Origin of the sequence: Rhodococcus sp. P-2 (assembly GCF_016598535.1) — a bacterium.
Lineage (GTDB): Bacteria > Actinomycetota > Actinomycetes > Mycobacteriales > Mycobacteriaceae > Rhodococcus_F > Rhodococcus_F baikonurensis.
In genome coordinates this window covers 539977-563115 of sequence record NZ_CP066779.1, presented here as the reverse complement: position 1 = coordinate 563115, position 23139 = coordinate 539977, and the positions used below count along the sequence as shown (strand labels likewise).

The following is a 23139-nucleotide window of genomic DNA, read 5'->3' as shown; positions in this document are numbered from 1 at the left end:
CGTAGCGTGGGGTGATGGACGCAGTGAGAGTGTTGATCACGGGTGCGACCGGATACATCGGCGGCCGTCTTGCCCCTCGCCTGGTCGAAGAGGGCCATCATGTGCGTGTGGTGGTGAGAAGCCCCGAGAAACTACGCGATGTGCCCTGGCATGATTCGGTGGAGATCACGCGTGGGGATCTGACCGACAGTGATTCCCTCTCAGGTGTTTTCGACGATATCGACGTGGTCTACTACCTCGTTCATGCCATGGGTGGGGGAGGCTCGTTCTCCGATATCGACAAGCAGAGCGCGCAGAACGTGGCCGCCGCTGCGCGCGATGCGGGGGTGCGCCGGATCGTCTACCTGGGCGGGCTTCATCCGTCCGATCGAGAGCTGTCGACTCACCTGCAGTCTCGGCTCGAAGTTGGTCGGATCCTGCTCGACTCCGACGTTCCGACGGTTGTGTTCCAGGCCGGCGTGGTGATCGGATCGGGTTCGGCGTCCTTCGAAATGGTGCGCCACTTGACCAATCGACTTCCGGTGATGACCACACCCAAGTGGGTGCACAACAACATTCAGCCGATCGCCGTGCGTGACGTACTCCACTATTTGATCGCAGCCGCGACGACGACGCCGGAGGTCAACCGCGCCTTCGACATCGGTGGGCCCGATGTCATGCAGTACGGCGAGATGATGAACACCTACGCCGACGTCGCAGGATTGGTACGCCGACGCATCCTCGTCCTGCCCGTCCTCACCCCGCGTCTGGCCGGTCACTGGGTGGGATTGGTCACGCCGATCCCGCGAGGTCTGGCGATGCCGCTGATCGAATCACTGCAGAACGACGCGGTGATGCACGACCACGACATCGACGACTTCATCCCGCCTCCGGCCGGTGGCCTCACGCCGTACCGGGAAGCAGTGCGTTTGGCGCTTCGCAAGATCGAGACCGGTGAGGTGGAGACGGCGTGGTCCGGTGCAACGATCGCGGGCGCTCCATCCGACCCTCTTCCATCCGACCCGGATTGGGCCGGCGAAGCCGTCTACGTCGATCATCGCGAACGTGACTGCTCGGCGGATCCGAAAACCCTGTGGTCGGTGGTCGAGTCGATCGGCGGCGAGAATGGTTGGTATTCCTTCCCTTTGGCGTGGGCCATCCGGGGGTGGATGGACCGTGCGGTCGGCGGGGTCGGACTGCGCCGGGGTAGGCGGGATCCACGTCGGCTCAACACCGGTGAAGCCCTGGACTTCTGGCGGGTCGAAGAAATCGATCGAGGTAAGTTGCTCCGATTGCGCGCCGAGATGAAGGTCCCGGGCGGAGCATGGTTGGAGTTGCGAGTGTCGGAAGGTCCGGCGGGTGCGGATGGACGGCCGGTGGGTTCACATCTCGATCAGCGTGCGGTCTTCTTCCCTCGCGGGCTGGCCGGCCGGGCGTACTGGTACTCGATCCTGCCTTTCCACGGAGTCGTCTTCCAGGGGATGATCACCAACATCACCGGTGCTGCCGAGCGTGAGATGGCTGCAGTGCAGGAAACCGCTGCAGTTCAGGAAACGGCTGGGGTGCAGGAAACGGCTGGGGTCCAGGACACGGAAAGTGCCGCCGATTAATTGGTATGACTTCCGAACTTCGGCGCGTTATAGTGAATAGCCCCACGAAAGACGCGGGGCACACACGGGGCTGAACGGTTTCGACTGCGTGTGTTGAGTTAGGGGAAGCGTGTCGGTGCAGGCAAGAGACCACCGTAAGCGTCGCTGCAAACCTATAAGCGCCGATTCCAATCAGCGCGACTACGCTCTCGCTGCCTAAGTAGCGAAGCGTGTCTGTCAGCCCGGGGTTGCCCTCGACCCGGTTCCTGGCATCAGCTAGAGGGCTTTACTGTTCGGCTCGGTCACGGAGTCGGATGGGACATCAAACAGTGACTGGGATCGTCATCCTGGCTTGTTCGCGAGACTGGGAGATCCAAGTAGAGACTTAGCGAACTGCACACGGAGAAGCCCTAGCGATTCAACGTAGGACCCGGGTTCAATTCCCGGCAGCTCCACAACAGGTCGGGCCGGAGAGCACACGCTCTTCGGCCCGACCTCTTTGCTGTGGTGCTGCAGCACTCTGCTGAGCGTCGGTGTCTTCTCGAGATCAGGAGCCGAAGAATCCCAAGTCGATCGAGCCGACGAAGCCGGGAGCGTCCTTCGTCAGCGGCTTACCGTCCAGATCGGCAGGCAATGCGACACCCAGGCTCTGGAGGATGGTCGGAGTGATGTCGGCGATCGTGTACGAGTCGGTCGTCTTACCGGCTGCGTATCCCGCACCACGCGCGATGACGAATGTCGTTGCTTCTGCCGGTGTCTGACCTCCATGTCCGCCGGCGGGCTTGTGGCCGTGATCCGCAGTGACCAGAACGGTCCATTTCTCACCGGTCTTCGCAGCGCGCTGATCAACAGCATCGATGATCTTGCCTACCTGAGCGTCGACGGAGGCGATCGACTCTTCGTACGCAGCGCCGTTGGTGCCGCCGCTGTGCCCCGCGCCGTCCACCTGATCGAGTTGGGTGAAGATCAGGTCAGGTCCCTTGTCGGTGATGTCGCGGGCGACGGCGTCAGCGGTCGCAGCATCGGTGGCCGCTCCGGACCCTGCATCGGTAGTGGTGACGACAACGTCGGCTTTCGGCGTGCCGCTGGATGCGATGTTGTCGATGCCACCCCAGGTGGAGATCGACTCGGTGAGCAGAGATGGCTGTGCTGTTTCCAACCGTGTGAACACGCTCGGGTAGAGATCGAAGCGGGCACCCGCGTACGTGTTGTCCTTGACGCCGTGCTTGGTGTCCCAGACTCCGGTCAGGATGGTCGACCACGACGGTCCGGAGATGGTGGTGTGGCCGAGGATGGAAGATTCTCCACTGGTTCCTTCGGCGATGAGCTTCTGGAGACGGGGAGCATCGGCGGTCTTGATGTGGCTGAGCATAGTGCCGTCGAGCCCGATGACAACTGTCTTCTCGGCGGCCGACGGATTGAGGTCGGACGATCCGGGAATTGCTGCGGCAGTTGCGGTTCCGGCAGCAACAGCGCCGGCGAGGAGGAGTGTGATAGCTGCTGAGGTGCGTGCGATTTTCTTGGTCACGCTAAAGATATTGCGATAGGACTAGACCAATTGCACTATCTGAATGCGAGGGTTGTCCGATTGTTCACGACGGATTCAGATTGGACTAGACCAATGTTTGCTCACGCGGCCCAGCCGTCGAGGATGACGCTGACCGCGTGATCGAGGTGGAGGGGCTCTCCGCCCCACGCCGGCACGATCGCGTCGTCGGGCACGTCCCCGCGCAATAGGTCATCGGCGAACCCCTCGGTTGGCGGTGCTGGGTCGATGACGTCGCCGTCGGCATAGCGAAACTCGAACTTCTGCTCGCCGAGTGCAGTGATCGTGAACAGGCCGTCGTGCAGCGCGCGGTGGCAGGTACCGCAGAGCATGATCAGGTTGTCCAAGTCCGTATTGCCGCCGCGTCCCCAGAATTTCACGTGATGTGCGTGCAGGAAGCGGGTCCGTCCGCATCCTGGTGTGCGGCAGCATCCGTCGCGGTAATTCAATGCCAACATCTGTTTGGCACTGACGACGCGGGTCCGCCGGCCCAGATTCAGAACGCATCCATCCTTTGTTGTTCCCAGGCGAAGCTTGGCATTGCAGAGCACTTCCTCGGCATCGTTTTCGGAGAGGGCGGGCCCGCTAGGAATGCGGACAGAGTCCGCTTCGTGGAAGAACACAACTTCGTTCGCGGCGGCCTTGGATGTGGGGTCTGCGGCCGCGGCGGTGGCGAGCTCAGCCATTGCGACGAGGCCCGGCCCGATGTTTCCGACGGGGTTCTTGGTGGCTGTCTCGTCGGCGGGGACGGTGGCGGTGGTTCGAGTGCGTTCACGTTCCGCCAGAGCTAACGCTGCGAGGATTCGGGCGCCGTCCTGCGCAGGCAGGCGTCCTTTGATGACGAACTCGCCCGTATCCGAGTCCCAATGCCAGCGGACTTGAAGATGTGCGGGCGCTTTGGTTTTGCCGGATTCGTTGTCGGTTGCTTTACGCAGGCCGGCAGCGAGACGATCGATCTGGGCTGCGGGCGCCTCGCAGCCGAACCGAACCATCTGCTTCTCGTTCGAAGGTGTCGTGACTCGGGTGAGTGCGCGAACCTTCGAGTACGACAGGCGGCCTTGTTCGAACGCCTTCCGCATCTCTGGCAATGATCGGAGTGCTTTGGCGACGCGAACATATTCGCGGCCGGTGTGCAGGCTCATTCCGCACTTCCATGACAGCCAGTGGGCGCAGGAGTGAAGTCCAGGGCCGGTCCAGCCGCGGTCTTCGTCGAATTTTGCGAGGAGGGTGAGGAATCGGGCGGTGGCTGCAGCGATCTGGCCGGCGAGGGCGCAGATTTCCGTGCCGAGTTGCTCAACGCCGTCTCGGGTGGAACTCCGAGTTTCTTCGTCGATCAGTGTTGCGTTCATGACTTGCCCCCCGGCCTGTCTCCGACGTCAATTCGAATGTACGTTCGATATTAGAGGTGGGTGCCGACACACACTTCCGAACGGGGTCCGAAAGCGTCCCCGCGGGGACGTCTAACCGCTGCCGATCGAGTACTCGGTGTAGGTGCCGACGTCCTCGAAGCCGAGGTTTCGATAGAGCTGTGCGCCGTCGCTGGACGCCTGAAGTACGGCGGTTCGGGCACCTCGCTCGCGGGCGATGTCGAGTGCGGCAAGGGTGACCGCCGAGCCGAATCCGCGTCGGCGAGCCGTTTCGAGCGTGACGACGCCGTACAGTCCGGCGACGCCGGCCGCAAAATGGACCTCGGCTCCGGCGACGGGCTGGGAGTTCGCGTACCCCACGACGAATGAACTCCGCGAACGCTCATCGAGAGCGGCATCGGCGGTGTCTTCGAAGAAACCGATAACTGCGGCTGAGGGAGGCGACCAATTGGCGGCCATCACGGCGGCATAGTCGGCGAGCTGAGAACGGGTAGTCACCTGATGAACGGAGAGTTCTGGGACAGCCGTCGGATACGGGACGACCTCAAGTCCCGCCGTCATCGCTCGTTCTTCCTCGGAGCGCAGACAGCCGAGGGAGGACAGGCGAGCCCCGAGGTCAGAGGGATTGTCGCGGGGGCCGGTCCACCAGGAGAACGGACGTCCGGTTGCTCGAATCGAGGCGAGGATGTCGATCAGTCGCCGATCTTCGGGCCCGTCGGCAGGTACGGCGAAGCGAGCACCAGCGATGATGTTGAACGTGTCGTCGGCGAGGCCGCTGTCTGCGACGACAACATCTGTAGTGACCGTGACCGATGCAGTCGGCAAGTGTTCATGCAGGTGGCAGGCATGGGAAACCAAGTTGGCGTCCATGGCGTCGAGGACGTCACCGACGAGTGCTTCATGATTCACAAAAGAAATTCTACGAACCCCATCCAAATGGTTTTCGGCTCCGAATGCCATGCATGACGCCCAACCGACGGCAACAGCAGGACGGTGACCAGCACCTGGTGGTGCTCGTGCTGCCTGGAGGTAAGGTCTCGAGCCATCGCCCGGCCAGGGCCTGGCATCTGTCCAACCTTCGGATGCGCCCGTTCACCGCTCAGCTTCGCCGCTCCGGTGTGAAAGCGGTGCAGGCTCGCTATCGGGTTCGTGGTTGGAATGGTGCCGAGCGCAGTCCGGTCGCCGACGCTCGCGCCGCACTCGACGCGATAACGAAACGCAATTCACAAGCTCAGGTGATTTTGCTGGGGCACTCGATGGGCGGGCGGGTCGCCGCCGATCTGTGTGGCGATCCGGCGGTCGTCGGTGTGGTTGCGCTGGCGCCGTGGTGGCCCGATGGAACGTCGGTGAATCTGCGTTCGGACACACCACTGGTTGTGCTCCACGGCACGGCCGACTCATGGACCGATCCGGCAGCGTCTCGTCGGAAAGTTGACGGACTGCAGAAGTCGGGTAAGTGCGCTGAATGGATCGGCATCGACGGCGCAGGCCACTTCATGTTCCGCCGCGTGGCGACCTGGCATCGCCTCGTCGCCGAGGCAGTCGCAGAAATCAGACGCGGGGTAACCGCAACGAAGACGGGAGAACGACGATGAGTTCGGACAAGCGCAAGGTGGCCGTCGTCGGTAGTGGGGTCGCAGGTCTGACAGCGGCGTGGGTGCTGAGTAAGGACAGTGACGTCACCCTCTACGAAGCGGATTCACGGCTCGGTGGGCACGCGGACACCCATTCGGTCACCGACCCGGAAGGGCGAAGCCTCGCCATCGACACGGGGTTCATCGTTCACAACGATCGCACCTACCCGACATTGTTGCGATTGTTCGCAGAACTCGATGTGCCTACGCAGGAATCGGATATGAGTATGTCGGTCAGGTGTGGGGGTTGCGGGCTCGAGTACTCGGGAGGCCAAGGGTTGCGCGGCGTTCTGCCGACGCCGGGGCTGCTGGTGAATGGCAGTTTTCTGTCGATGTTGATGGAGGTCAAGCGCTTTCATCGCCGTGCCCGCGCCTTGCTCGACAACACGGATCCGTCGACACCCGACCAGACACTGGGAGTGTTCCTGCGCAGTGGACGGTTCTCCGACTACTTCACCGCTCACTTCATGACTCCGCTCGTGTCGGCAGTCTGGTCGTGTGATCCCGGCTCGGCGCTGAAATATCCCGCGCGATACCTGTTCTCGTTCCTCGATCACCACGGAATGCTGAGCGTCACCGGATCGCCGACCTGGCGAACAGTCACCGGTGGATCGGGCGAATACGTTCGCCTGGTTGCCAAGAGCATCGGCGATATCCGTCTGAACACGCCGGTTCGCGCCATCCACCGATTCGACGATCGCGTCGACATCCGCGACGGCGACGACCAGATCCAGACCTTCGACGCAGTTGTCGTCGCAACGCATCCGCAGCAAGCGCTGAAGATCTTGGCGGATCCGACGCCTGCCGAATCCCAGGTCCTCGGCGCAATGCCCTACTCCGTCAACCACACCCAACTTCACACCGACGAAAATGTGCTGCCCGGCAACACCAATGCGCGCGCGTCGTGGAACTACTACATCCCTGAATGCAACGCGAAGCCAGATCACGTTCTGGTCAGCTATGACATGACGAGGTTGCAGCGGCTGCCGGAGACCGGTCGGCGCTACATAGTGACGTTGGGGGGAGACGAGATGGTGTCCCCGGAGTCGGTGATCGATCAGATGACCTACGAACATCCGCAGTACACACCCACCTCCGTTGCCGCTCAAGCGCGGCTTCCCGAGTTGGACTCGGACGTGCTCGCGTTTGCCGGTGCGTACCACGGATGGGGCTTCCACGAGGACGGTGCACTGTCCGGCCTGCGCGCCGCCGAACGCGTCGGAGGTCGGTGGCCGTGACCACACCCCTGACCCCGCCCACACCCATCACGCCGTCCATCGTTCATACGAGCATCCGTCACGTACGAACGGAGCCGTTGCACAACGAGTTCGAGTACCGAAGCTACAGCTGGCTCGTCGACGTCGACGATTTGCCCGAGCTCCCGAAGGCTCTGCGACCCTTGGCGACATTCGACGCCGGGGATCACCTCGGCGACCCCACTCGATCGATTCGTGCCAACGTCGAGACGTTTCTGGCAACCAACGGAGTGGAGTTCGCAGGCGGCCGCATCCTCATGCTTGCGAACGCACGTGTTCTCGGCCATGTGTTCAACCCGCTGAGTGTGTTCTGGTGTCTGAACGACGACGGCACTCAGCGGTGCGTCGTGGCAGAGGTTCACAACACCTACGGCGAGCGACACTGCTACCTGCTCGAAACCGATGAACGTGGCGGGGCTCGCACGTCCAAAGAGTTCTACGTCTCTCCGTTCAACGATCTGGACGGCGAGTACCGGATGCGACTTCCGCTACCCGACACCGCGCTCGCGCTCTCGATAGTTCTGGCCCGTGACGGCAAGGCTCCATTCGTGGCCACGGTGTCCGGTCGTTGTGTGCCGGCGACGACGCGCGAGATCGTCCGCAGTGCGCTCGCCATCCCGCTGGCTCCGCTCCGAGTCGCCGCGCAGATCAGATTTCAAGGAATCCGCCTGTGGGCCAGGCGCTTACCCATCGTTCCCCGACCGCAACATCACCCGCAGGAGGCAGTGCAATGACCACAACCACTCTCGGCACCGAACCTTCCGCTCACACGATCGAAACCGAGCGGTGGCCGGGCGTCGCCACAGTGCCGAGCGGGCTCAAAGTGCGGGTTGCATCACCGGTTGCCCGCGCCCTGTTCCACAAGGCGGTAGCGCGTTTGCCACTGCGCGTCCAGATGCCCAACGGTGAGTTCTCCGGTGGCGGTAGCCCCGATTCGCCGTTGATGGTCATTCACCGCCCGGACGACTTCGCTGCTCGCGTGGGTGACAGTGGTTTGATCGGATTCGGCGAGTCGTACATGGCGGGCGATTGGGAAGCCTCCGACCTCACCGCGGTCCTGGAAGTCTTCGCCTCCCGTGTGGCGACGCTGATTCCTGACTTCCTGCAGCGGCTACGAGGCCTCTACATTCCGAAGCAGCCTCGCAGTGAGCGGAATTCGACGCAGAACACGCGCTCGAACATCTCCAGGCACTACGACCTCTCGAACGAGATGTTCGAGCTGTTCCTCGACGACACCATGACGTATTCCAGTGCTCTCTTCGAGGATCTGTCGGTAGGAGCTACCCCGTCGTGGGACGTGTTCGCAGCGGCCCAGCATCGGAAGATCGATCGCTTGCTGGACGGCGCGGGTGTCGGTCCAGGTTCGCGAGTGCTCGAAATCGGCACAGGCTGGGGAGAATTGGCGATACGAGCAGCCCAGCGCGGAGCAACGGTGCGCTCGGTGACATTGTCGGTCGAACAGCAGGAATTGGCAGCGAAACGAATAAGCGCTGCGGGACTGGCAGATCGCGTTCAGGTCGATCTTCTCGACTATCGGCAAGTACAGGGGGAGTACGACGCCGTCGTATCGGTCGAGATGATCGAGGCTGTCGGCCACCAGTACTGGGGAAGCTACTTCCAGACGATCGACGCCCTGCTGGCGCCGGGTGGACGCGCAGCGATCCAAGCGATCACCATGCCGCACGATCGAATGCTCGCGACCCGCAACACCTACACCTGGGTGCACAAGTACATCTTCCCCGGCGGATTTCTCCCGTCGGTGCGGGCGATCGAGGATGTGACAGAACGCATGACAACCCTCCGGGTGCGTGAGCGGATGTCGATGGGCGATCACTACGCGCAGACGTTGCGACTGTGGGACGAGCGTTTCAGTGCTCGCACCGACGAGGCGTCCGCGCTCGGATTCGATGCGGTGTTCGCGCGCATGTGGCATTTCTACCTCTGCTATTCCGAGGCGGGTTTCCGCTCGGGTTATCTCGACGTCCAGCAAATTGTTCTCGATCGGAGGAACCAGCGATGACTGCCACGATGGATCGAACGACGCACGGTACCGGCGTTGCGGGTCGTCTCTCGGACATCCTCAGTCCACTTGTCGGCGGCGAACTTCCGGTGCGGTTGACTGCATGGGACGGCAGCACAGCAGGCCCGGACGATGCTCCGAAAGTGACGCTCTACAGCCCGAACGTGTTGCGACGCTTGCTCTGGAATCCCGGAGAGTTAGGGGCAGCGCAGGCATATGTGCTCGGTGAACTCGACGTCGAAGGCGATCTCGGCGATGCGCTGACGCATGTGTGGAAGGTGGCTGCCGAGCGGGGACTCGGGTCGATCACCCCCACACCGTCGCTCGTCCTGGGTGCAGTCAAGGCTGCGCGATCCTTCGGTGCTTTCGGGAGACCTCTGGCTCCACCGGCGTCGCAGGCTCAGGTGAAGGGTCGCTTGCACAGTCTCGCGCGCGACCGCGCGGCAATCGGGCACCACTACGATTTGTCGAACGATTTCTACCAACTGATCCTCGATGACAACATGGCCTACTCCTCGGGCTATTGGACTTCCGATGCACCGGACTACACACTCGAAGATTCACAGACGGACAAGCTGGACCTGGTGTGCCGCAAGGTCGGTCTCGATCGAGCGCGAGGCTTGCGGTTTCTCGATGTCGGCTGTGGCTGGGGCTCGCTGAGCCTGCACGCGGCGCGGGAGTACGGCGCTCGGGTCGTCGGTATCACGATCTCGGCGGAGCAGAAGGCTTTTGTCGACGCGAAGATCCGCGCACTCGGTTTGGAAGACTGGGTCGAGATCCGGCTCCAAGATTATCGAGAGATTCCCGACGGTCCTTTCGATGCGGTCGCGTCGATCGAGATGGGTGAGCACGTCGGGGAGGACAACTATCCGACGTACGTGAGAGCGCTCCACGACAACGTGATTGCCGGTGGCCGTGTGCTGATTCAACAGATGTCACGCACCGGCGCGCACCCCGGTGGAGGCCCGTTCATCGAGTCGTTCATCGCGCCGGACATGTACATGAGACCGGTGGGCCGCACCGTTGCGATGATCGAGGAAGGTGGACTCGAAGTCCGTGACGTCCAAGCCCTGCGTGAGCACTACGTGCGGACCGTGGACGCGTGGATCGAGACCTTTGAATCGAACTGGGATCGCGTCGTGGATCTCGTCGGCGTCGAGGTCGCTCGGGTGTGGCGCCTCTACCTCGTCGGCGGCGGAATGGCATTTCGGGACGGCAGGATGGGCGTCGATCAGATTCTGTCCGTCCGGCCGCACGGTGACGGTCGATCGGGTATGGAATCGGTTCGCCCGCAGTGGGTGTCGCGGCGATGAACGGATTCGACTGGGGCGCATTCGGAGTGGTCACGCTCACGAGTCTGCTGGCGATAGCCGTCGGAATGGCAGTGACAGCGACGATCGGCGTACGGATCGGGCGCCACAATGTCGTCGACGTGTCGTGGGGCGCCGGCTTCGTTCTGATTGCGCTCGTGTCCGCGATAGTTGGAACCGGCGACCTCTGGCGCCGGTTGCTGATGCTTGCGCTGGTGGCGATCTGGGGTCTGCGGTTGGCGACGCACATGGCGATCCGATCGCGAGGCAAGGGTGAAGATCCGCGGTACGAAGAAATGCTCGGACGAGCGACGGGTAGCCGAACGCTGTATGCGCTCCGCAAGATCTATCTCACGCAGGGTATTTCGTTGTGGTTCGTCTCCCTGCCGATCCAGGTCGCGGCAGTATCGAACGGCAGCTTCGGACTTCTTGTCGTACTCGGTATCGCGCTGTGGATAGTAGGCGTCACGTTCGAGACGGTTGGCGACCGACAGATGGAGGAGTTCAAATCCGATCCGGGCAGCCGTGGCCACATCATGGATCAAGGATTGTGGGCGTGGACGCGGCATCCCAATTATTTCGGCGACGCGTGCGTCTGGTGGGGGATCTTCCTCGTATCAGCGTCCGTGTGGCCGGGGGTGTTGACCGTTCTCTCTCCGATCGCCATGACGTACTTCCTGGTCTTCGCCACCGGAGCGCGGTTGCTCGAGCGACACATGGAACAGCGTCCGGGCTATCGCGAGTATCAGCAGCGGACAAGTTACTTCATTCCTCGCCCGCCGAAAGCCCGCTCCGGGACGTAGGCTCTTTCGCGTGAGGCCAGAGCATGGGTGATCTGAAACTGCCGGCTGCGGTAGGCGCGGTTGCCGTCGGTGGAGCGTTGGGTGCGCTCAGCCGCTTCGGTTTGGGGGAGCTCTTTCCTCACATCTGGACGACGCTGGTCATCAACGTCGTCGGCTCGTTCGTGCTCGGCGTTCTCGCGGCCCTCCTCGTGCACAACAAGGCTGGGTACCTCTTTCTCGGCACCGGGTTCTGCGGAGGGTTCACCACCTTCTCGTCATTTGCGGTTCACGCGGTGACGGAGAGTCCATGGCGATCGATTCTCTATGTACTCGGGACGCTTATCCCCGCGATCCTTGCCGCAGCATTGGGCAAAGGGCTCGGTGAGCGTTGGATCCGCACGCGGGACGGAGCGTCGGCATGACAGTTCTCCTGGTGGCGCTCGGCGGCGGCGCGGGTGCGAGTGGCCGGTACCTGTTGGCGCGGTATGTGCCCGCGTACAAGGGATTCCCGGCTGCGACGTTCGCCGCGAACGTGATCGGCTGCTTCCTCCTCGGATTGTTCACCGGAGCAGCTCTTTCCACCGAGATGGCCGCTCTCCTGGCGACAGGCTTCTGTGGTGGCCTGTCCACCTACTCGACCTTCGCGACGGAGAACGTGGGCATGGTCGAGCGGCGCCAGACGACGCTTTCGCTGATCTACATCGTCGTCAGTCTGATCGTCGGCTTGTCCGCTGCGTGGGTGGGGATCCAGCTCACGAATTGACCGATCCGGCGCCGAGCGTGCACGCCACGCAGCCAGGGTAGACAATTGTCCACAGTCGCGTCGACACAGTGGTCGACCACCGGGCCGAGGGGGATTCGTGGCGCACGAACGAGCAGGACAAGTGGCTCTGCCAGAGGATCTGATCGACGTTCCTCATCTGGTTTCCGCGTATTACACGCGCACCCCGGATCCCGAGAACCCGATGCAGCAGGTACTTTTCGGCACCTCCGGACATCGCGGTTCCAGCCTCGATTCCGCCTTCAACGAAGCCCACATCCTGGCCACGACCCAGGCGATCGTCGAATACCGCGCCTCGCAAGGTATCGACGGGCCGCTGTTCATCGGCCGGGACACACATGCGCTGTCCGAACCCGCCTGGCTGTCCGCGTTGGAAGTCCTCGTCGCCAACGACGTCGTCGTGCTTGTCGACTCACGCGACGCCTACACGCCCACCCCCGCTGTGAGCCACGCGATCTTGCGATACAACTCGACGGGGCCGGAAGCCAAGGCCGACGGCATCGTCGTGACGCCTTCGCACAACCCGCCGCGCGACGGTGGCTTCAAATACAACCCGCCACACGGTGGGCCCGCGGACACGGATGCGACGTCGGTTATCGCCGATCGAGCGAACGAGCTACTGCGCAAGGGGCTTTCCGGGGTACGGCGTGTCACGGCGGCGCAGGCACTGGACCGCGTCGAACGCTACGACTTCCTTCGCTACTACGTCGAAGACCTTCCCTCGGTCCTCAACCTCGATGCGATCCGCGACGCCGGAATCCGGATCGGTGCAGACCCACTCGGCGGTGCAAGCGTCGACTACTGGGGCGCGATTGCCGAAACTCATCGACTCGATCTCGAAGTGGTGAATCCTCTCGTCGATCCGACCTGGCGGTTCATGACGCTCGACACCGACGGCAAGATCCGCATGGATTGCTCGTCGCCCGACGCGATGGCCTCGCTTATCGGGATTCGGGATCGCTACGACATCGCGACCGGAAACGATGCAGACTCCGACCGCCACGGCATCGTCACGCCCGACGGCGGTTTGATGAACCCGAATCACTATCTCGCGGTTGCCATCGAGTATCTGTTCGCGAACCGACCAGGGTGGGGTGCAGACACCAAGGTGGGCAAGACACTCGTGAGTTCCTCGATGATCGATCGCGTGGTCAGCAGTTTGGGCCGCGAATTGCTGGAGGTTCCAGTCGGTTTCAAGTGGTTCGTTCCCGGTCTGCTCGACGGGTCTGTGGGATTCGGCGGCGAGGAAAGCGCCGGAGCATCCTTTCTCCGCCACGACGGTTCCGTCTGGACGACGGACAAGGACGGCATCATCCTTGCGTTGCTCGCGTCGGAAATTACCGCGGTGACAGGAAAGTCTCCGTCGGCGCACTACGACGCGTTGGCCGAGAAGTTCGGGAGCCCGGCCTATGCACGGATCGATGCGCCGGCGACACGCGCACAGAAGGCAGTCTTGGCAAAACTGTCTCCCGATCAGGTGAGTGCGACCGAACTGGCGGGTGAACCGATCACTGCGACACTGACCGCGGCGCCTGGAAACGGCGCGGCGATCGGTGGTCTCAAGGTGACGACGGAGAGTGCATGGTTTGCAGCGAGGCCGTCCGGCACGGAGGACGTGTACAAGATCTATGCCGAGTCGATGAAGGGTGCCGATCATCTGGCGCAGGTTCAGGCAGCGGCCAAGGACTTGGTGTCCGGCGTCTTGAAGGCGAACTAGCTCGCGGAGCGTTCGTGTCGCCCGGCTAGAATCCCGGGCGACATGAAAACTCGTGCAGCCAAGCTGCCACAGGAAATTTGGGTACTGGTCGCCGCCAGCTTCGTCATCGCCCTCGGATTCGGATTGGTCGCTCCGGCGCTACCGCAGTTCGCGCGCAGCTTTGACGTATCGGTCACCGCCGCCACGATCGTGATCTCGTCTTTCGCATTCATGCGACTGGTGTTCGCGCCGATGAGCGGCACTTTGGTACAAAAGCTCGGTGAACGGCCGGTCTACATCGTCGGCCTTCTGATCGTCGCGGTGTCGACCGGTGCGTGCGCCTTCGCGGGGGAGTACTGGCAACTTCTGCTGTTCCGATCGTTGGGCGGCATCGGGTCGACCATGTTCACCGTGTCGGCCCTCGGGTTGATCATTCGCATGTCACCGCCGGACAGCCGTGGACGCGTGTCCGGCCTGTACGCGACAAGCTTTCTCATGGGTTCGATCGGCGGCCCGCTGGTCGGTGGTGCGCTGTTGCAGTTCGGTCTGCGGATGCCGTTCATCATCTACGCAGTTGCGCTGGTGATCGCCGCGCTCGTGGTCTTCGTGAGCCTGCGCGGGTCGCACCTGGCGTCACCGGACAAGGCCGTCGATGTGAAGTCGATGACTCTCACCGAAGGCCTCCAGTCGCCGGTGTACCGGGCCGCCCTCGGATCGAATCTCGCTTTCGGCGGTGTGATCTTCGGAGTTCGCGTTGCCATGGTTCCCCTGTTCGTCGTCGAGTTCCTCGACCGGGACCCGTCGATTGCCGCCTACGCTCTCACGATCTTTGCCGTCGGAAATGCGTTGGTGTTGATCGTTTCCGGACGACTCTCGGACCGCTTCGGGCGTAAGCCCTTCGTCGTGAGCGGTCTGCTCATTTGTGGTCTGGGAACCATCGCAATGGGATTCACGGACAACCTCGTGCTGTTCTTTGCCATCGCTGCTGTGACGGGCGTCGGCTCCGGGCTCATGAGCCCGGCTCAGCAGGCAGCGGTTGCCGATGTCGTCGGGTCGACGGCCCGCGGCGGACCCGTTCTCGCGGTATTCCAGATGATGTCGGACATCGGCGGCGTAGTGGCACCGATTTGTGCCGGTCTGATCGCTCAGCATGTGTCGTACTCGGCAGCATTCGCCGTGATGGGGGCCGTAGTCGTCGTGTCGGCGACGGGTTGGTTGTTCGTCCCGTCGCGAACGAAGCCTGTCGAGTCCGTCGTCGAAGATCTGACCGATGTGACGGCGCTGACGGATACTCCTGCGCGGACAAACCTGGACTGACCGGGCATTCTGTACTCTCGATCGGGTGGCAATTCGTATCGTGAGTCTTGTAGCCCGATTGGGTTTGGCGGCCGTCTGGCTGATTTCCGGGGGGCTCAAATTCCTTGATCCCGTGCAGACGAAGATCGCGGTGCGTGCCTATCAACTCTTGCCCGAGTCACTGGTCGGTCCGGTGGCAACGGCGCTTCCCCTCGTCGAAATAGTCCTTGGTCTGCTCATTCTCGTCGGGCTGGCGGTGCGAGTATCCGCCGCAGTCTCGGTGGTGATTTTGACGGTTCTCATTGCGGTGATCATTTCGGTGTGGGCCAGAGGATTGTCCATCGACTGTGGATGTTTCGGCGGCGGAGGCGCAGCCGACGTAGGCGCTTGGGACTATTTGAAGGAGATTCTCCGGGACCTGGGCTTCTTGGCACTTGCCGTCTGGCTGCTCGTGTTCCCGCGTTCGCCGCTCGCATTGGGGCCGGGATCACGTGCGCCGTTCTCAGTGGATACTCAGTCTTCAGTGGCAAGGTAAGCAATCGGTAAATCGTTTCGACGCACGAAGGACTGCATCAGCGTGAGCACCAAGAGCAGCAAGAACAAATATTCGCCGGAACCGGTCTCGAGCCGCTCCACCTACATCATCGGTGGCCTCGCGGTGCTCGTGATCGCGGCCCTCGTCATCGGCGGTGTCTTGTGGACGAACAGCAAGAACAAGCCCCAGAACGACGGCTACGGCTCCGTGCAGAATTCCGAAGTTGCCGTCACGGTGCAGGACAACGGCGTGGTGCTGCTCGGCAAGCCCTCCGCCGCGACGACCATCGATCTCTTCGAGGATCCGCTGTGCCCGGCCTGCGCTGCGCTCGAGCACCTCAGTGGCCAGGCTCTCGCGGCCGCCGTCGACAACGGTGACGTCGCTGTTCGTTACCACATGCTGAACTTCCTCAACCGGGCGTCGGGCAGCGGTGACTACTCCACCCGGGCCGGCGCGGCGCTGCTGTGCGTCGCTCAGAGTGGCGACGCAATCGCGTACTCCGCATTCCACACGAAGCTTTTCGCTACCGACACGCAGCCTGCCGAGGGTGGCAGCAGCGACCACACCAACGACGAACTCGCCCAGATCGCTCGTGATGCGGGCGCATCCGAGGACGTGGCAACCTGCATCTCTTCCGGTACCAACGTCGAAGCCGCCGCGGCCAATGCCGCGGCCGCCAGCCAGGCGCTCAAGGATGTCGGGTCCAACGGCACCCCCACGGTCGTGGCGAACGGCAAGATCGTTGACACGGGCAGCAGCGACTGGGTTTCCAAGCTCTCCTCCTGAGCGGAAGCGGCCGCTCCGACGAGGAGCGGCCGCCTCGCTCTGACCAGGCGATTTGTTGCCCAGGAGTCAAGTGGTGTAACTTTCTTCCAGCAAGCGGAAAGCAGTAAAGCCGCTGCGAGTTCGACTGTTAGAGTGAATTGAATACGGGGCTATGGCGCAGCTGGTAGCGCACCACACTGGCAGTGTGGGGGTCAGGGGTTCGAGTCCCCTTAGCTCCACCCGAACAAATGCTCTGCACCAATCGGTGCAGAGCATTTGTTGTTTCGTGCGCAATACTGTCCGCGGTGAGGCTTGATCATCCCGTGCATTCTCGGCATGGGGACCGTCGGCGGAACGGAGAACCATGAGTGCACACGTGGTGATAATCGGGGCAGGATATGCGGGCGTCATGGCAACGAAGCGACTGCTGCGAACTCGGTCGGACATCACGGTGAGCGTCGTGAATCCGCGCCCACACTTCGTGCAAAGAATCAGACTCCATCAGATGATCGCAACTGGCTACGACGCGACGGTCTCGTTCGACAGCGCATTACCGCGTACGGCACACCGAGTATTCGGAACGGTGACGGACATCGACGCCGCGGTCAGCAGGCTTACCCTCGACAACGGCATCGTGGTCGACTACGACTACTTGGTCTACGCAGTCGGAAGTAGGCAGTCGCCCAGCACGATCGTCGGGGCGGCAGAGCATGGGTACAGCGTCGCCGAATTCGAGGACGCGACCCGACTCGAATCCAGGCTGTCGACCCTCGACGAGAAGGCTGCCATCTGCGTTGTCGGCGGCGGTCTCACCGGAATCGAGACAGCCGCAGAATTGGCTGAGCAGCGAAGCAACCGAATCACTTTGGTGACGGGTGGGATCGTGGCCCCGGACCTGTCCGAGCGTGCGCGATCGGCAATTCTCAGAACGTTGACCGATCTCGGGGTCGATATCGTCAGCGAATCGCGGGTGACGCGGATCGACGGTTCGTCGTGCGAGCTCGCGGGTGGCATGCGGGTGGAGGCGGAGTGCACGATTCTCGCAACAGAATTCGGTGTCCCGGAGCTAGCCGGTCGAAGTGGCCTCCCCGTCGACGATCTCGGTCGCCTGAAACTGAACGACCGACTCGAATGCCCGTCTCACCCCGACATCGTCGGTGCGGGTGATGCGGTCACAGTCGGTGAGAACTCACTGAGAATGAGTTGTCAGGCCGCGATCCCCTTGGGAGTTCATGCGGCAGAAACGATCCTGCATCGACTCGACGGTTCCGCACCGCGCCCGGTGACTCCGAAGTTTGCAGGCAAGTGCATCAGTCTTGGTAGGCGGCACGGGGTGTTCCAACGGACGACTCGCGTCGACGAAGCAACGAGGATGTTCATTGCAGGCAGGGCAGGTGCATTCGTCAAGGAAAGAGTCTGTTCGTCGACGACCGACTGGGCTGTCACCCCGCGCCGCCCTCTCTTCTACAGCTGGACATGAGCAGCGCTGGTCACGTTCGATCACAGACTCGATCGATGATCGCTGCAGTCTTGCGGACGTACGGTTGACGGACGATGTCTTCGTGACACGCGTCGACATCGTCGAAATCGAGTGAGCCCGTGGCGATGAGTGACCAGATCTCGCGTCCACGGTTGTTGGTGGCTCCACGGATCACCGTGACCGGCGCGGCGCATGCTCGTATCCGATGCTTCCGGAGCGCCTGGCCTCCGATGTAGAGGAACACAGTCCACTGGGTGGCCGGCGGGTACTGCAGAATGCCGGCGAAGAGTGTGCGGATCCACATAGCGGCGACGGTGCGTCTGGCCGGCTTCCATCGGGTATTGGTGGATGGCTGTGGGGCAAGGTCGACGATCGACGGATCCAAACTGATTCCGGCTCGGGTGGCCAGTCGGGTGGCAGTTTCGGTGGAGATTCTGGTGTCGAGAACGGTGACGTGCTCGACGGTGTCACCTGATTCGGACAGCTGTGTTGCCATTTCCAGCGCCACGTAGCCGCCGTACGAGTATCCGGCCAGGAGGTATGGCCCGGCGGGCTGAATCTTCTTGATTTCGAATATGAAACGGCGGGCGCTTGCTCTCACCGACCGATCGGGCAGTCCGCGAGATTCGAAGCCGTGTGGCTGAAGTGCGTAGACCGGGCGATCGGTGTGGAGCGCTTTCGCCAGGGTGGACAGGGTCGTCGAGGGGCACCCCGCTCCGTTCATGATGAACAGCGGTCGCCCAGTCCCTTCGAGCTTCAGCGGAACCATCGTGTTGTGACAGACGCGATCATCGGGATCGATTCTGCACCGATCTACCAGCGCCGCAAGTTCTTTGACGGTGCTCGCGGCCGCGAACTCCGCCGTCGTGATCCGGATCCGGAACATGTCGTGAATCTTTGCCACCACTTCGGTGGAAGCGAGCGAATCTCCGCCGAGTTCGAAGAAGTCGTCCTCACGGTCGACGGAATCGATGCCGAGAATCGACTCCCAGATCGATGACAGCCACAATTCGGCGGGCCCGGCGAGAGTCGGTGGAGTGGAACGCACCTCGACGGACGGCAGCGTCGTTCGATCGACCTTTCCCCTCTCGTTGCGGGGCAACGCTGCCATCGGAACGAAATGTCGGGGAAGCATCCAGGCCGGCAGATTTCTCGCCAATTCGCGCCGCATCTCGGCGCCCGAGCGTGCCATCACGGCTTTGTTCTGGACTACGTAGGCAACGATCTCCGGTCGATCGTTCTCGAGAACTGCACCCACGAAAACATCGGCGATGCCGGGGATTCGACGAATGTGCGACTCGACCTCCGTCGGCTCTACCAGGTATCCCCGAATCTTGACGGCGTCGTCGACGCGTCCTCGGAGTTGTAGTTCGCCGCGTTCGTCGATACGGCCTCGGTCACCGGTCCGGTAGATACCGACTCCGTCGCCGAGACGAGTGAATCGTGTTGCAGTGCGCTCGGGGTCGTTGTGGTAACCGTCGGCAAGATCGGTCGAGACAACCTGTATCTCGCCTATCTCTCCGTCGGGGAGAGGCACGCCGTTCACGTCGACGATCTGTACGTCCTTGCCGTCGCGGGCCCGTCCGGCCGGAACCACTCCGGCGGGTAGTTCGGAATGTGGCGGGAACTCGTTGTATGCGACGACACCTGTCTCGGTGGTGGCCAGCCAGTTGACGTACGTGACGCGAGCGAAGCCGTGACTGCGATGGCGCGCATAGTCTTCGCCGTGGACTGCTTCTCCGTACGTCACGACGACGCGGAGGGAACCGATCGGATCTTCTTTTGCTTCCTCGCCTTCGAGATCCGACCACACCCGAAGAAAGGATGGTGCACAGTGCGCAGTCGTGATCGAATTCTCGATCAGCCAGTCGTCGATGCCCGAGACGCCGTCGATACGTGGATCCCAGCAGAAGACCGTGACTCCGTTCATCAGCCCCATGATCAGTGCCGTGATTCCGGCGCCGAAACTGACGGGCAGCAGGTTCCCGATGTGATCGTCGGGTCGCAGGTCGATTGCCGCGGCAAGTTCGTCGGCCTTGTTCAGGCACATGGAGTGGCTCAGGACGACTCCCTTGGGCGTCCCACTGGTGCCTGACGTGAACGCGATCATGGCAGGGTCGGAACTGGACGGTTCGAGCGCGTTGTCGAAACGGAATCCGGTCGCCGCTGATTCGTCGAGGATCGATTGCAGCGCGACGGCCCCTGAGGTGCTCATGATGTGTGCGCGCCTGGCGTCGGGGAGTTGTGGGTCGATCATCACCAACGGTCGGCCGGAAATCAGAGTAGCGAGGATGGCGGGCACCGATTCGGCGGTTGGTTCGAGATCGACTGCAACCGGGCAGGCCCCTTGTGACCCGCGCAACCGAAGTTCGCGGACCAAAGCGTCGGTTCGAAGTTCGAGTTCGGCGAAAGTGATTCGGTCGCGCGGAGTCACGACGGCAACGGCGTCGTGCTGCATCGAGGTGACTCTGCGCCACCTCGACTCGATCGTCTCGTCGATGACTGCATAGCGAGTGCGTTCTAGACCTAAGTCGACAACCTTCATCACAGTAGCTCCGTCCGACTTTCAGCTATCTTTTAGCAAAGATTACATAAGGTTTGTGAAAGAGGTCCATAACAAACCGAAAGTAGTTTTCCATACGTCCCCATCCTTCAGGCCGACTGCTCCGAATACTTTGAGGAACCAATGCCGATCGAGCGTTGCGCAGACGAGGAGCAGTGACATGAAGTGGTCGGGGCGAAGTGCGATTGCGATTGCGGGAGTGTGTGGCGCAGTAACGATGTTTTCGGGAACCGCGCAGGCGGACCCACTCTGGGAGCCCCTGCAGCCGGTGCCGAATCTGGACGCCGCGCGCTACGTAGGGGAGTGGAACCAGGTGGCGGCGATTCCTCAGCCGTTCAACCTCGCGTGCGCGAAGGACACCCGGGCGAGTTACGGGCTGGTCGATTCCTCGAACGTGAGCGTGAAGAACACGTGTACGACGTGGACCGGTGAAGCCAACGAGATCGTCGGGAATGCCCGAGTTACCGATCCAGCAACGGGTGCTCAGTTGCATGTGAGCTTCCCGGGGGTGCCCACTCAGGAAAGCTTGGACGGTCCGCCGAACTACATCGTCGCGTACATCGCCGACGACTATTCGTGGGCACTGGTGGGTGATCCACTCCGGCTTTCCGGGTTCGTGCTGTCACGGTCCCCGATTGTCGACGCGGCAGGCTGGAGCGAGATCCGCCGGGTCGCCGAATCCCGTGGTTACAACGCGTGCACGATCTTGACGTCACCGACCACCGAGGGTACGTCGGACATCCGTCCGCTCTGCACGGTGTGAGCCTGCCGTCAGCGTGAGCCTTCCGAAGCCACACTCCACTACGATCATTGATCGGTAGGTGTGGTTTCGGAAGGTTGTGTGGTGGCGAAGAAGCAGATTCCCGTAATTGTCGTCGCAGGCTTTCTCGGTTCGGGCAAGACGACGCTGCTCAACCATCTTCTGCGCAACAACGACGGCGTACGCATCGGTGTGATCGTCAACGACTTCGGCTCCGTCAACATCGATTCGATGATGGTCGCCGGTCAAGTCGATTCGATGGTCTCTCTCAGCAACGGCTGTCTGTGCTGCGCTGTCGACGTCTCCGACATGGACGAGATGCTGAACAAGCTGGCGCACCGGCAATCCGGGATCGACGTGATTGTCATCGAGGCCAGCGGGTTGGCCGAGCCGCGGAACATGATTCGACTCGTCCTCGGAAGTGAGAACCCGTCCGTCGTCTACGGCGGCCTGGTGGTGGTGGTCGACGGAGCCAATTTTTCCACCGTTCGCAGCGAGCATCCCGAACTCGATCAACATGTCCGTCTGGCAGACCTGGTGGTAGTCAACAAGATCGACAGCGTTCCGGTCTCCGAGCGCGAGCGATTCACGGTCGGAATCCGTGAGTTGAACCCGCGAGCGCCGATTGTGGAAACATCACATTCGCGGATAGACCCTGCTCTGCTGTTCGATACCGGAGAGGTGACCCCTCCGGCTCCGGGCGACCAATTGAGCCTGGATGAACTCCTGCGTGACGAGCACGGGCACGAGCACGGGCACGAAGACGGCTCGTGTCATCACGATCACCTGCACCACCGTTACGAGTCGGTTGATTTCACATCGGAGGCGGCTCTCGACGCCAGGGCTCTGACGCATTTCCTCGAGAATCAACCGCCGGGCGTGTACCGCATCAAGGGATTCGTGAACTTCGAGATTCCTGGTTACACAGGGAAATTCGAGATCCAATCGGTGGGTGATCATGTTCGGATCACGCCGCTGCGGTGGAAGTCCGGCGAGTCTCGAACCACGCAACTGGTTGTGATCGGCACCGGGATGGACTCGGGAGCGGTCGGCAGCGCGCTCCGCAACTGCGTGCGCGAAGAAACGGTCGAACCGCACCCCGACGCCATGCTGGGATTGCACCGCTATACCGTCGGGGCGTGAGTGAATCAGCTGTATCCGTGTACGAAGCGATTCGGCGACGCCGAGACGTTCGCGCCGAGTTCTCGGGAGAGATCGTCCCCGACGAAACTCTGATGCGCATTCTCGACGCCGCTCATCGCGCGCCGAGTGTGGGAAACACGCAGCCGTGGGATTTTGTCGTCGTTCGGAATCCGGAGACGCTCGACACCTTCGCGGCACACGTCGCCGAAGCCCGGCTGAATTTCGCGCAGTCTTTGCCCGAGGATCGCCGCTCGACGTTCGACCCCATCAAGATCGAGGGAATCGCCGAGAGCGGTACCGGCATCGTCGTCACTTACGACCCGTCACGTGGTGGCCCCAACATCCTCGGCCGCCACACCGTCGACGACACCGGACTGTTCTCGGCGGTACTCGCAATTCAGAATTTGTGGCTCGCTGCGGTAGCCGAGGAGATCGGGATCGGCTGGGTCTCGTTCTACGACGAGAAGTACCTCACCGAACTCATGCGCATTCCGTCACCCGTTCGCCCCATTGCGTGGCTGTGCGTCGGGAAGGTGACTGAGTTTCAACAGGTTCCGGATCTCGAGCGTTTCGGATGGCGACAGCGCCGGCCATTGGCCGACGCTGTCCATTACGAAACCTATTGAGTTGTGCGGGG

21 protein-coding genes, 1 tRNA gene and 1 other RNA gene are annotated in these 23139 nt (G+C 62.1%); 19 read left to right on the top strand and 4 right to left on the bottom strand.

Annotated elements, in window-relative coordinates:
* Positions 1-14 precede the first annotated feature (14 nt).
* Both I7X09_RS02670 and ssrA read left to right on the top strand, forming a co-directional pair.
* Positions 15-1589: an SDR family oxidoreductase gene (locus I7X09_RS02670; RefSeq protein WP_200315443.1), complete on the top strand. Its 1575-nt coding sequence runs from the start codon at positions 15-17 to the stop codon at positions 1587-1589.
* Positions 1590-1655: 66 nt separating this feature from the next.
* Positions 1656-2026, top strand: a transfer-messenger RNA (tmRNA) gene (gene ssrA / locus I7X09_RS02665).
* 89 nt (positions 2027-2115) lie between these two features.
* On the opposite strand, the gene I7X09_RS02660 is transcribed toward ssrA, so the two are convergent.
* The 3 genes from I7X09_RS02660 to I7X09_RS02650 form a co-directional block, all read right to left on the bottom strand.
* Entirely contained in the window at positions 2116-3096 is a 981-nt protein-coding gene (locus I7X09_RS02660; RefSeq protein ID WP_095969153.1) for an alkaline phosphatase family protein, read from the bottom strand.
* A 101-nt stretch (positions 3097-3197) separates the two neighbouring features.
* Positions 3198-4463 (bottom strand): HNH endonuclease signature motif containing protein, encoded by a 1266-nt coding sequence (locus tag I7X09_RS02655; protein WP_200315431.1) that lies wholly within the window; start codon positions 4461-4463, stop codon positions 3198-3200.
* Positions 4464-4574: 111 nt separating this feature from the next.
* Positions 4575-5390 (bottom strand): GNAT family N-acetyltransferase, encoded by an 816-nt coding sequence (locus I7X09_RS02650; protein ID WP_200315429.1) that lies wholly within the window; start codon positions 5388-5390, stop codon positions 4575-4577.
* A 53-nt stretch (positions 5391-5443) separates the two neighbouring features.
* Here I7X09_RS02650 and I7X09_RS02645 point away from each other — a divergent pair, with 53 nt between their 5' ends.
* From I7X09_RS02645 to I7X09_RS02580, 14 genes are all read left to right on the top strand, one after another.
* Positions 5444-6076 (top strand): alpha/beta hydrolase, encoded by a 633-nt coding sequence (locus I7X09_RS02645; RefSeq protein ID WP_124566364.1) that lies wholly within the window; start codon positions 5444-5446, stop codon positions 6074-6076.
* A complete protein-coding gene (locus tag I7X09_RS02640; protein ID WP_200315427.1) occupies positions 6073-7353 on the top strand; it encodes an NAD(P)/FAD-dependent oxidoreductase in 1281 nt (426 codons plus the stop codon). Before I7X09_RS02645 ends, I7X09_RS02640 begins: the two co-directional genes overlap by 4 nt.
* Positions 7344-8105 carry a DUF1365 domain-containing protein gene (locus tag I7X09_RS02635; protein WP_442800584.1) on the top strand — a complete coding sequence of 254 codons (762 nt, stop codon included), beginning with the start codon at positions 7344-7346 and terminating at the stop codon, positions 8103-8105. Before I7X09_RS02640 ends, I7X09_RS02635 begins: the two co-directional genes overlap by 10 nt.
* On the top strand, positions 8102-9391 hold the full coding sequence (locus I7X09_RS02630) for an SAM-dependent methyltransferase (protein ID WP_007731299.1): 1290 nt from the start codon (positions 8102-8104) through the stop codon (positions 9389-9391). The genes I7X09_RS02635 and I7X09_RS02630 overlap by 4 nt, the downstream gene beginning before the upstream one ends.
* The gene (locus I7X09_RS02625) at positions 9388-10704 is read left to right on the top strand and encodes an SAM-dependent methyltransferase (RefSeq protein WP_200315425.1); all 1317 of its coding nucleotides are present in this window, start codon (positions 9388-9390) and stop codon (positions 10702-10704) included. The genes I7X09_RS02630 and I7X09_RS02625 overlap by 4 nt, the downstream gene beginning before the upstream one ends.
* Entirely contained in the window at positions 10701-11504 is an 804-nt protein-coding gene (locus tag I7X09_RS02620; protein ID WP_166809723.1) for a DUF1295 domain-containing protein, read from the top strand. Before I7X09_RS02625 ends, I7X09_RS02620 begins: the two co-directional genes overlap by 4 nt.
* Before the next feature lie 23 nt (positions 11505-11527).
* Positions 11528-11905 (top strand): fluoride efflux transporter FluC, encoded by a 378-nt coding sequence (locus tag I7X09_RS02615; protein WP_095969158.1) that lies wholly within the window; start codon positions 11528-11530, stop codon positions 11903-11905.
* Positions 11902-12246, top strand: coding sequence for a fluoride efflux transporter CrcB (gene crcB, locus I7X09_RS02610; protein ID WP_020907219.1), 345 nt, complete (start codon positions 11902-11904; stop codon positions 12244-12246). The genes I7X09_RS02615 and crcB overlap by 4 nt, the downstream gene beginning before the upstream one ends.
* 97 nt (positions 12247-12343) lie before the next feature.
* On the top strand, positions 12344-13981 hold the full coding sequence (pgm, locus tag I7X09_RS02605; protein ID WP_095969160.1) for a phosphoglucomutase (alpha-D-glucose-1,6-bisphosphate-dependent): 1638 nt from the start codon (positions 12344-12346) through the stop codon (positions 13979-13981).
* A gap of 42 nt (positions 13982-14023) precedes the next feature.
* Positions 14024-15277 carry an MFS transporter gene (locus tag I7X09_RS02600; protein WP_200315423.1) on the top strand — a complete coding sequence of 418 codons (1254 nt, stop codon included), beginning with the start codon at positions 14024-14026 and terminating at the stop codon, positions 15275-15277.
* 25 nt (positions 15278-15302) lie between these two features.
* A complete protein-coding gene (locus I7X09_RS02595) occupies positions 15303-15791 on the top strand; it encodes a MauE/DoxX family redox-associated membrane protein (protein ID WP_095969162.1) in 489 nt (162 codons plus the stop codon).
* Positions 15792-15833: 42 nt separating this feature from the next.
* Positions 15834-16577, top strand: a complete 744-nt coding sequence (locus I7X09_RS02590) for a DsbA family protein (RefSeq protein WP_200315421.1) — start codon at positions 15834-15836, stop codon at positions 16575-16577.
* A 145-nt stretch (positions 16578-16722) separates the two neighbouring features.
* Positions 16723-16795 (top strand) — tRNA-Ala (locus I7X09_RS02585).
* A gap of 125 nt (positions 16796-16920) precedes the next feature.
* Positions 16921-18036 carry an NAD(P)/FAD-dependent oxidoreductase gene (locus I7X09_RS02580; RefSeq protein ID WP_200315419.1) on the top strand — a complete coding sequence of 372 codons (1116 nt, stop codon included), beginning with the start codon at positions 16921-16923 and terminating at the stop codon, positions 18034-18036.
* 10 nt (positions 18037-18046) lie between these two features.
* Here I7X09_RS02580 and I7X09_RS02575 read toward each other — a convergent pair whose 3' ends face one another.
* A complete protein-coding gene (locus tag I7X09_RS02575; protein WP_200315417.1) occupies positions 18047-20581 on the bottom strand; it encodes an alpha/beta fold hydrolase in 2535 nt (844 codons plus the stop codon).
* A 178-nt stretch (positions 20582-20759) separates the two neighbouring features.
* On the opposite strand from I7X09_RS02575, the gene I7X09_RS02570 reads away from it, so the two are divergent.
* The 3 genes from I7X09_RS02570 (at position 20760) to bluB (ending at position 23128) form a co-directional block, all read left to right on the top strand.
* Positions 20760-21362 carry a lipocalin family protein gene (locus I7X09_RS02570; protein WP_200315414.1) on the top strand — a complete coding sequence of 201 codons (603 nt, stop codon included), beginning with the start codon at positions 20760-20762 and terminating at the stop codon, positions 21360-21362.
* An 81-nt stretch (positions 21363-21443) separates the two neighbouring features.
* Positions 21444-22502, top strand: a complete 1059-nt coding sequence (locus I7X09_RS02565; RefSeq protein WP_200315412.1) for a CobW family GTP-binding protein — start codon at positions 21444-21446, stop codon at positions 22500-22502.
* Positions 22499-23128, top strand: coding sequence for a 5,6-dimethylbenzimidazole synthase (gene bluB / locus I7X09_RS02560; RefSeq protein ID WP_095969167.1), 630 nt, complete (start codon positions 22499-22501; stop codon positions 23126-23128). The genes I7X09_RS02565 and bluB overlap by 4 nt, the downstream gene beginning before the upstream one ends.
* Positions 23129-23139: the final 11 nt, after the last annotated feature.

Excerpts from the sequence above, each read along its gene's own strand:
- I7X09_RS02670 (WP_200315443.1), top strand. The coding sequence starts at position 15 with ATGGACGCAGTGAGAGTGTTGATCACGGGTGCGACCGGATACATCGGC.
- I7X09_RS02655 (WP_200315431.1), bottom strand. The coding sequence starts at position 4,463 with ATGAACGCAACACTGATCGACGAAGAAACTCGGAGTTCCACCCGAGAC.
- I7X09_RS02645 (WP_124566364.1), top strand. The coding sequence starts at position 5,444 with ATGACGCCCAACCGACGGCAACAGCAGGACGGTGACCAGCACCTGGTG.
- I7X09_RS02640 (WP_200315427.1), top strand. The coding sequence starts at position 6,073 with ATGAGTTCGGACAAGCGCAAGGTGGCCGTCGTCGGTAGTGGGGTCGCA.
- I7X09_RS02630 (WP_007731299.1), top strand. The coding sequence starts at position 8,102 with ATGACCACAACCACTCTCGGCACCGAACCTTCCGCTCACACGATCGAA.
- I7X09_RS02625 (WP_200315425.1), top strand. The coding sequence starts at position 9,388 with ATGACTGCCACGATGGATCGAACGACGCACGGTACCGGCGTTGCGGGT.
- I7X09_RS02620 (WP_166809723.1), top strand. The coding sequence starts at position 10,701 with ATGAACGGATTCGACTGGGGCGCATTCGGAGTGGTCACGCTCACGAGT.
- I7X09_RS02615 (WP_095969158.1), top strand. The coding sequence starts at position 11,528 with ATGGGTGATCTGAAACTGCCGGCTGCGGTAGGCGCGGTTGCCGTCGGT.
- crcB (WP_020907219.1), top strand. The coding sequence starts at position 11,902 with ATGACAGTTCTCCTGGTGGCGCTCGGCGGCGGCGCGGGTGCGAGTGGC.
- I7X09_RS02600 (WP_200315423.1), top strand. The coding sequence starts at position 14,024 with ATGAAAACTCGTGCAGCCAAGCTGCCACAGGAAATTTGGGTACTGGTC.
- I7X09_RS02580 (WP_200315419.1), top strand. The coding sequence starts at position 16,921 with ATGAGTGCACACGTGGTGATAATCGGGGCAGGATATGCGGGCGTCATG.
- I7X09_RS02575 (WP_200315417.1), bottom strand. The coding sequence starts at position 20,581 with ATGAAGGTTGTCGACTTAGGTCTAGAACGCACTCGCTATGCAGTCATC.
- I7X09_RS02570 (WP_200315414.1), top strand. The coding sequence starts at position 20,760 with ATGAAGTGGTCGGGGCGAAGTGCGATTGCGATTGCGGGAGTGTGTGGC.